General features: G+C 53.4%; 7 protein-coding genes. 6 read left to right on the top strand and 1 reads right to left on the bottom strand.

Translation table 11 applies throughout. From position 1 onward, the window contains the following. Positions 1-751 precede the first annotated feature (751 nt). Complete coding sequence (locus tag BEA93_RS21965; protein WP_000424791.1) at positions 752-958, bottom strand: YbfA family protein; 207 nt, start codon at positions 956-958, stop codon at positions 752-754. Positions 959-1,272: 314 nt separating this feature from the next. On the opposite strand from BEA93_RS21965, the gene kdpF reads away from it, so the two are divergent. The 6 genes from kdpF to kdpE are packed head-to-tail and all read left to right on the top strand — an operon-like array spanning position 1,273 to position 9,038. Continuing rightward, on the top strand, positions 1,273-1,362 hold the full coding sequence (gene kdpF / locus BEA93_RS21960) for a K(+)-transporting ATPase subunit F (protein WP_001272653.1): 90 nt from the start codon (positions 1,273-1,275) through the stop codon (positions 1,360-1,362). Continuing rightward, complete coding sequence (gene kdpA, locus BEA93_RS21955) at positions 1,362-3,035, top strand: potassium-transporting ATPase subunit KdpA (RefSeq protein WP_105224656.1); 1,674 nt, start codon at positions 1,362-1,364, stop codon at positions 3,033-3,035. Before kdpF ends, kdpA begins: the two co-directional genes overlap by 1 nt. A gap of 22 nt (positions 3,036-3,057) precedes the next feature. Further along, positions 3,058-5,106 (top strand): potassium-transporting ATPase subunit KdpB, encoded by a 2,049-nt coding sequence (kdpB, locus tag BEA93_RS21950; protein ID WP_105224657.1) that lies wholly within the window; start codon positions 3,058-3,060, stop codon positions 5,104-5,106. Between the two features lie 8 nt (positions 5,107-5,114). Next, on the top strand, positions 5,115-5,687 hold the full coding sequence (gene kdpC / locus BEA93_RS21945) for a K(+)-transporting ATPase subunit C (protein WP_001515981.1): 573 nt from the start codon (positions 5,115-5,117) through the stop codon (positions 5,685-5,687). Then, complete coding sequence (kdpD, locus tag BEA93_RS21940; protein ID WP_001515980.1) at positions 5,680-8,364, top strand: two-component system sensor histidine kinase KdpD; 2,685 nt, start codon at positions 5,680-5,682, stop codon at positions 8,362-8,364. Before kdpC ends, kdpD begins: the two co-directional genes overlap by 8 nt. Next, on the top strand, positions 8,361-9,038 hold the full coding sequence (gene kdpE / locus BEA93_RS21935; protein WP_000186070.1) for a two-component system response regulator KdpE: 678 nt from the start codon (positions 8,361-8,363) through the stop codon (positions 9,036-9,038). The genes kdpD and kdpE overlap by 4 nt, the downstream gene beginning before the upstream one ends. Positions 9,039-9,045 lie beyond the last annotated feature (7 nt).

The following is a 9,045-nucleotide window of genomic DNA, read 5'->3' as shown; positions in this document are numbered from 1 at the left end:
TGAGTCCTTTTTAATAAACGAATTATTTTTTGATGGGTTTTTATTTATTTTTTAGTCATGAAGGTGACGTCTATTGCTGCTTTGTCGCTCATTTTTATCTTTCCAGCAATAATCAATAATAATATCAAATAATTATCAATAGTTATGACGACTGGAACGGATACATAGTTATATATTCGATAATTCAATTATATTCAGCGTGTAAATAAAACCACCAACAACAGACACGCTACCGCCTCCATATAAAAATGGATACCTTATAAAATTGAGTTCTTACATAGAAAAGGCTGAAATATTGTGTGTTTTTAATTATCAACTAAAAATACAATATCTTTTTATTAACACCAATACACCTTATCGCATTAGATTCATTAACAATTAATTATTCTTAATATATCAATAAAGTATATATTACTCTCTTTACTATCTACTTTTATTGAAGTAGCGATATTAATAGCAAAATTCGGAATTTATTTAGATGCTGGAGTGAGCAAAAGTGATAGCGACTTTCTCACTTTACACTGAAGTTACAGGAAAGAGTGTAATGGGGTATCCAACCTAACCAGAGATTTCTGACGATAGAGCCGCTTAGAGAGACAATGAGGATAACCGCATTCTGAGTTACCCTTTTAAAAGGGTACTAGCGAAACTTGAAGATAAAACAGTGATGAAATGAAGGCGTCATGAGATCCGTTGATACAGAACGCCTAAGCCAGCCCCGTATACAAGGCTGGCTTAAATGTGCTAGCAATCAGTAAAAATCACCGGTTGCCTTTTCGGCTTGATCCATCCACACCGGTTTATCGCTGGTTTTCGACCAGACGCGGTGCAGGTAGCTGTAAAAGCGGGCGCGGTCTTTCCAGAAAAGCATGAAAGGCAGCGCCAGAACGCCCGCTGCAACCGCATAAGTACGGCGTAAAAAGATAAGCCATGCAGGATATTCTTTATAGAGTTCCATACTTTTCTCCCCCTTTTTTGTATCTACCCGGTGAATGACACCGGAAAAATGAATTCGTTTATCTGATGAAAATAGTACCGTCTTTTGTGTAATTTTACTACTCATCCGACCACTTATTTTTGCTTATTGATGGTTTATTTACATTCACCGTGTAATTAAGTTACATAAAAGTTAAAATGATACTAACCATTAGTTAAATCATGGCTTTTGCCATTTTTATACTTTTTTTACACCCCGCCCGCAGATTTTTGCGAAATCTTTGCAGCCACAATTCTACCCTTCCGGTATCACTTTTAGGCCACTGGAGGTGCACTGTGAGTGCAGGCGTGATAACCGGCGTGTTGCTGGTGTTTTTATTACTGGGTTATCTGGTTTATGCCCTGATCAATGCGGAGGCGTTCTGATGGCTGCGCAAGGGTTCTTACTGATCGCCACGTTTTTACTGGTGCTGATGGTGCTGGCGCGCCCTTTAGGCAGCGGGCTGGCACGGCTGATTAATGATATTCCTCTTCCCGGTACGGCAGGCGTTGAACGCGTACTCTTTCGCGCACTTGGCGTCTCTGACCGTGAGATGAACTGGAAGCAGTATCTGTCTGCCATTCTCTGCCTGAACCTGCTGGGACTGGCGGTGCTGTTTTTCATGCTGGTCGGTCAGCATTATCTGCCGCTTAATCCGCAGCAACTGCCGGGTTTGTCGTGGGATCTGGCGCTGAATACTGCTGTCAGCTTTGTCACCAACACCAACTGGCAGTCTTACAGCGGCGAAACAACGTTGAGCTATTTCAGTCAGATGACGGGCTTAACGGTACAAAACTTTCTTTCTGCCGCCAGCGGGATTACGGTGATTTTCGCCCTCATCCGCGCGTTTACCCGCCAGAGCATGAGCACACTGGGCAATGCCTGGGTCGATCTGTTACGCATCACGTTATGGGTGTTAGCCCCAGTGGCGTTGTTGATCGCCCTGTTTTTTATTCAACAAGGTGCGCTGCAAAACTTTCTGCCTTATCAGGCTGTGACAACCGTTGAAGGGGCACAGCAATTGTTACCGATGGGGCCGGTGGCTTCTCAGGAAGCGATTAAGATGCTCGGTACTAATGGCGGTGGTTTCTTTAATGCCAACTCGTCGCATCCGTTTGAAAACCCGACCGCACTGACCAACTTCGTGCAAATGCTGGCGATCTTCTTGATCCCAACGGCGCTTTGCTTTGCCTTTGGCGAAGTGGCGGGCGATCGTCGCCAGGGGCGCATGTTGCTGTGGGCAATGTCGGTGATTTTTGTCATCTGCGTGGCCGTGGTGATGTGGGCAGAAATTCTGGGTAATCCTCATCTGTTGGCGCTGGGCGCAGACAGCAGCATCAATATGGAAGGTAAAGAGAGCCGTTTTGGCGTACTGGTCAGTAGCCTGTTTGCGGTCGTGACTACGGCGGCTTCCTGCGGCGCAGTGATTGCGATGCATGATTCGTTTACCGCTCTCGGCGGCATGGTGCCGATGTGGTTGATGCAAATTGGTGAAGTGGTATTCGGCGGCGTGGGTTCTGGCCTTTACGGCATGATGCTGTTCGTCCTGCTGGCGGTGTTTATTGCCGGGCTGATGATTGGCCGCACGCCGGAATATCTGGGTAAAAAAATCGACGTGCGCGAGATGAAACTGACCGCGCTGGCGATTCTGGTTACCCCAACGCTGGTGCTGATGGGCGCGGCGCTGGCGATGATGACCGATGCCGGACGTAGCGCCATGCTCAACCCTGGCCCGCATGGTTTTAGCGAAGTGCTGTACGCCGTGTCGTCCGCCGCCAACAACAACGGCAGTGCCTTTGCCGGATTAAGCGCCAACTCACCGTTCTGGAACTGCTTACTGGCGTTCTGCATGTTTGTCGGGCGCTTCGGGGTGATTATCCCGGTGATGGCGATTGCCGGTTCGCTGGTGAGTAAAAAGAGCCAACCCGCCAGCTCCGGTACACTGCCAACGCACGGCCCGCTGTTTATTGGCCTGTTAATCGGCACCGTGTTGCTGGTTGGCGCACTGACCTTTATCCCTGCCCTGGCGCTTGGTCCGGTGGCGGAATATCTCTCCTGATGATATTGAGTGAGCACTGAATATGAGTCGTAAACAACTGGCGCTATTCGAACCAACACTTGTCGCCCAGGCGCTGAAAGAAGCGGTGAAAAAATTAAGTCCGCAGGCGCAATGGCGCAATCCGGTGATGTTTATCGTCTGGATCGGCAGTCTGCTGACCACCTTTATTAGTATCGCGATGGTGAGCGGTGCGATGCCCGGCAATGCGCTATTTAGCGCGGCAATTAGTGGCTGGCTTTGGGTCACCGTGCTGTTCGCCAATTTCGCAGAGGCGCTGGCGGAAGGCCGCAGTAAAGCGCAGGCCAACAGTCTGAAAGGGGTGAAAAAAACCGCCTTTGCTCGCAAGCTGCGCGAGCCGAAATATGGTGCTGTGGCAGACAAAGTTCCGGCCGATCAACTGCGTAAAGGCGACATCGTGCTGGTAGAAGCGGGCGATATTATCCCTTGCGATGGTGAAGTTATTGAAGGTGGCGCATCGGTCGATGAGAGCGCCATCACCGGGGAATCAGCACCGGTGATCCGTGAGTCCGGCGGCGATTTTGCCTCCGTCACTGGCGGCACGCGTATTCTTTCTGACTGGCTGGTAATTGAGTGCAGCGTTAACCCCGGCGAGACGTTTCTGGATCGGATGATCGCGATGGTGGAAGGCGCACAACGACGCAAAACGCCGAACGAGATTGCCCTGACCATTCTCCTGATTGCCCTGACCATCGTCTTTTTACTGGCAACCGCAACGCTATGGCCATTTACCGCCTGGGGCGGTAACGCAGTCAGCGTGACGGTACTGGTAGCGCTGCTGGTCTGTCTGATCCCAACAACTATCGGCGGCTTGCTGTCAGCTATCGGCGTCGCCGGGATGAGCCGGATGCTGGGCGCGAATGTGATCGCCACCAGCGGACGTGCAGTTGAAGCTGCGGGCGACGTGGACGTCCTGCTGCTGGATAAAACCGGCACCATCACCCTCGGTAACCGCCAGGCATCAGAGTTTATCCCCGCGCAGGGCGTGGAGGAAAAAACGCTGGCCGACGCCGCACAACTGGCTTCGCTGGCCGATGAAACGCCGGAAGGCCGCAGTATTGTGATCCTCGCCAAGCAGCGTTTTAACCTGCGCGAGCGCGATGTGCAGTCGCTCCATGCCACCTTTGTACCCTTTACTGCGCAAAGCCGGATGAGTGGGATCAACATTAATAACCGCATGATCCGTAAAGGTTCTGTCGATGCCATTCGCCGTCATGTCGAGGCTAACGGTAGCCACTTCCCTGCCGATGTCGACCAAAAAGTCGATCAGGTTGCGCGTCAGGGTGCCACGCCGCTGGTAGTGGTGGAAGGTTCTCGCGTGCTGGGCGTTATTGCGCTGAAAGATATCATCAAAGGTGGCATTAAAGAGCGTTTCGCCCAACTGCGCCAAATGGGCATTAAAACGGTGATGATTACCGGCGATAACCGTCTGACCGCCGCCGCCATTGCAGCGGAAGCGGGCGTCGACGATTTCCTTGCCGAAGCGACACCAGAGGCCAAGCTGGCGTTGATTCGTCAGTACCAGGCGGAAGGCCGTTTGGTGGCAATGACTGGCGACGGCACCAACGATGCCCCAGCGCTGGCGCAAGCCGACGTCGCGGTGGCGATGAACTCCGGCACTCAGGCGGCGAAAGAAGCGGGCAATATGGTGGATCTCGACTCCAATCCGACCAAGTTGATCGAGGTGGTGCATATTGGCAAACAGATGCTGATGACCCGTGGTTCGCTTACGACCTTCAGCATTGCCAACGATGTGGCGAAATACTTCGCCATTATTCCGGCGGCGTTCGCGGCAACGTATCCGCAGTTGAATGCGCTGAACATCATGCGCCTGCATTCGCCCGACTCCGCCATTCTCAGTGCAGTTATTTTCAATGCCTTGATTATCGTCTTTTTGATTCCCCTGGCATTAAAAGGCGTGAGTTATAAACCGCTTACCGCTTCTGCCATGTTGCGCCGTAACTTATGGATTTACGGTATGGGTGGGCTGCTGGTGCCGTTTATCGGTATCAAAGTCATTGATTTACTGCTGACCGTTTGCGGTCTGGTGTGAGGTTTACCATGCGTGGATTACGTCCGGCATTCTCAACTTTTCTCTTTCTGTTATTGATTACTGGCGGCGTTTACCCGCTGCTAACCACCCTGCTTGGGCAATGGTGGTTTCCCTGGCAGGCCAACGGTTCGTTGATCCGTGAAGGTGATACAGTGCGCGGTTCGGCATTAATCGGGCAGAATTTTACCGATAACGGCTATTTTCATGGCCGCCCGTCGGCAACGGCAGAAATGCCCTATAATCCACAGGCTTCTGGCGGGAGCAATCTGGCGGTCAGTAATCCGGCGCTGAATAAACAAATAGCTGCACGCGTTGCTGCTTTACGAGCCGCTAACCCGGATGCCAGCGCGAGCGTTCCGGTTGAACTGGTCACGGCTTCGGCAAGCGGGCTGGACAATAACATTACCCCGCAAGCGGCGACCTGGCAGATCCCACGGGTGGCGAAAGCGCGTAATCTCAGCGTTGAACAGCTCACACAACTGGTCGCAAAATACAGCCAACAACCGCTGGTGAAATATATCGGCCAGCCGGTCGTCAACATTGTCGAACTCAATCTGGCGCTGGATAAGCTTGATGAATAACGAACCCTTACGTCCCGACCCCGACCGTCTGCTGGAACAAACTGCCGCGCCGCATCGCGGAAAGCTAAAAGTTTTCTTCGGTGCCTGTGCGGGCGTCGGGAAAACCTGGGCGATGCTGGCGGAAGCCCAGCGACTGCGGGCGCAAGGGCTGGATATTGTGGTTGGCGTGGTAGAAACCCACGGGCGGAAAGATACCGCCGCAATGCTGGAAGGTCTGGCTGTTCTGCCACTGAAACGCCAGGCGTACCGTGGGCGGCATATCAGCGAGTTTGATCTCGATGCCGCCCTCGCCCGCCGTCCGGCGCTGATATTAATGGATGAACTGGCGCACAGTAATGCGCCAGGTTCCCGTCATCCTAAACGCTGGCAGGATATCGAAGAGCTACTGGAAGCAGGCATTGATGTTTTCACTACCGTCAACGTTCAGCATCTGGAAAGTCTGAACGATGTGGTCAGTGGCGTCACCGGAATTCAGGTACGGGAAACCGTGCCCGATCCTTTTTTCGATGCCGCCGACGACGTGGTGCTGGTGGACCTGCCTCCGGACGATCTGCGCCAGCGACTGAAAGAAGGCAAAGTCTATATTGCCGGGCAGGCTGAGCGCGCCATTGAACATTTTTTCCGCAAAGGCAATTTGATTGCCCTGCGCGAACTGGCGCTGCGCCGTACTGCCGATCGCGTAGATGAGCAAATGCGCGCCTGGCGGGGGAGTCCTGGCGAAGAGAAAGTCTGGCACACGCGCGACGCGATCCTTTTATGTATTGGGCATAATACGGGCAGCGAAAAACTGGTTCGGGCGGCGGCGCGGCTGGCGTCAAGGCTGGGGAGCGTCTGGCACGCTGTATATGTTGAAACCCCTGCCCTGCACCGCTTACCGGAGAAAAAACGTCGAGCCATTCTCAGCGCCTTGCGTCTGGCGCAGGAGTTAGGCGCAGAGACAGCAACACTTTCTGATCCGGCAGAAGAAAAAGCCGTAGTGCGTTATGCCCGGGAGCATAATCTCGGCAAGATAATTCTCGGTCGCCCGGCCTCGCGCCGCTGGTGGCGTCGGGAAACCTTTGCCGACCGACTGGCGCGCATCGCCCCCGACCTCGATCAGGTACTGGTCGCGCTTGATGAACCACCTGCGCGCACAATTAATAACGCGCCGGATAGCCGCTCTTTTAAAGACAAATGGCGGGTGCAAATTCAGGGCTGCGTGGTTGCCGCCGCGTTATGCGCCGTTATCACTTTAATTGCCATGCAGTGGCTGATGGCCTTCGATGCCGCTAACCTGGTGATGCTGTATCTGTTGGGCGTGGTGGTGGTGGCACTTTTTTATGGTCGCTGGCCTTCGGTGGTTGCCACCGTCATTAACGTGGTGAGTTTCGATCTCTTTTTTATCGCCCCACGCGGCACGCTCGCCGTCTCTGATGTGCAGTATCTGCTGACCTTCACGGTGATGTTAACCGTCGGGCTGGTGATCGGGAACCTTACCGCTGGCGTGCGTTACCAGGCGCGGGTAGCCCGTTACCGCGAGCAACGCACGCGACACTTATATGAAATGTCAAAAACGCTGGCGGTAGGCCGCAGTCCCCAGGATATCGCCGCCACCAGCGAGCAGTTTATTGCTTCTACTTTTCATGCCCGCAGTCAGGTGTTGTTACCTGATGACAACGGTATATTACTGCCGCTAACACATCCGCAGGGGATGACGCCGTGGGACGATGCTATCGCCCGCTGGAGCTTTGATAAAGGTCTGCCTGCGGGTGCGGGCACCGACACTTTACCCGGCGTGCCGTACCAGATTTTGCCGTTAAAAAGCGGCGAGAAAACCTACGGACTGGTGGTGGTGGAACCGGGAAATTTGCGCCAGTTGATGATCCCGGAACAACAGCGCCTGCTGGAAACGTTTACGCTGTTAGTGGCCAATGCTCTTGAGCGCCTGATGCTGACCGCCAGCGAAGAACAGGCGCGGATGGCCAGCGAGCGTGAACAGATCCGCAACGCGCTGCTGGCGGCGCTGTCTCACGATTTACGCACCCCGCTTACGGTGCTGTTTGGTCAGGCAGAAATCTTAACGCTTGATCTGGCAAGCGAAGGTTCTCCGCACGCTCGCCAGGCCAGCGAAATTCGCCAGCATGTGCTGAACACGACCCGACTGGTAAATAACTTGCTAGATATGGCGCGAATTCAGTCCGGCGGCTTTAATTTGAAGAAAGAGTGGTTAACGCTGGAAGAAGTCGTCGGCAGTGCGCTGCAAATGCTGGAGCCAGGTTTATCGTCACCCATCAACCTCTCTCTGCCTGAACCGCTGACCTTGATCCACGTCGACGGGCCACTGTTTGAGCGGGTGCTGATTAATCTGCTGGAGAATGCGGTGAAGTACGCGGGAACGCAGGCTGAAATTGGTATTGATGCCCATGTCGAGGGAGAGCAACTACAACTGGATGTCTGGGATAACGGCTCCGGTATTCCACAAGGTCAGGAACGGACGATTTTTGATAAATTTGCCCGTGGGAATAAAGAGTCAGCAGTGCCGGGCGTCGGGCTTGGGTTGGCAATTTGTCGGGCGATTGTAGAAATACACGGTGGTACGATCATCGCATTCAACCGACCGGAAGGTGGCGCTTGTTTTCGTGTTACACTTCCTCAGCAAACCGCTCCTGAACTTGAAGAATTTCATGAGGATATGTGACAAACGTTCTGATTGTTGAAGATGAACAGGCTATTCGTCGCTTTCTGCGCACAGCGCTGGAGGGCGACGGTATGCGCGTCTTTGAGGCCGAAACACTGCAACGTGGGCTGCTGGAGGCGGCAACCCGTAAGCCGGATTTGATTATTCTCGATCTCGGCCTGCCCGATGGCGATGGAATTGAGTTTATCCGCGACCTGCGCCAGTGGAGCGCGGTGCCGGTAATTGTGCTTTCCGCACGTAGCGAAGAGAGCGACAAAATCGCCGCGCTGGATGCCGGAGCTGATGATTACCTGAGTAAACCGTTTGGCATTGGTGAATTGCAGGCTCGTCTACGCGTCGCGTTACGCCGCCACTCCGCCACCGCCGCGCCCGATCCGGTGGTGACATTTTCCGATGTGACCGTTGATTTGGCCGCCCGCGTGATCCATCGCGGCGAGGAAGAAGTGCATTTGACGCCGATAGAGTTCCGCCTGCTGGCTGTGTTGCTCAACAACGCCGGGAAAGTGCTTACCCAGCGCCAGTTACTCAACCAGGTATGGGGGCCAAATGCGGTCGAACACAGTCACTATTTGCGTATTTATATGGGGCATCTGCGACAAAAACTAGAGCAAGACCCGGCCCGACCTCGCCATTTTATTACTGAAACCGGTATTGGGTATCGGTTTATGCTTTAGGGTGTTA

It is taken from the genome of Escherichia sp. MOD1-EC5950, from assembly GCF_002965345.1.
GTDB classification, from domain to species: domain Bacteria; phylum Pseudomonadota; class Gammaproteobacteria; order Enterobacterales; family Enterobacteriaceae; genus Escherichia; species Escherichia marmotae.
The sequence above is the reverse complement of the archived record's forward strand: the minus strand, read 5'-3'. Positions and strand labels throughout refer to the sequence as shown.

Bases quoted from the DNA above. Each gene is read 5' to 3' on its own strand.
- kdpC (WP_001515981.1), top strand. From the start codon at position 5,115: ATGCGTGGATTACGTCCGGCATTCTCAACTTTTCTCTTTCTGTTATTG.
- kdpD (WP_001515980.1), top strand. From the start codon at position 5,680: ATGAATAACGAACCCTTACGTCCCGACCCCGACCGTCTGCTGGAACAA.
- BEA93_RS21965 (WP_000424791.1), bottom strand. From the start codon at position 958: ATGGAACTCTATAAAGAATATCCTGCATGGCTTATCTTTTTACGCCGT.
- kdpA (WP_105224656.1), top strand. From the start codon at position 1,362: ATGGCTGCGCAAGGGTTCTTACTGATCGCCACGTTTTTACTGGTGCTG.
- kdpB (WP_105224657.1), top strand. From the start codon at position 3,058: ATGAGTCGTAAACAACTGGCGCTATTCGAACCAACACTTGTCGCCCAG.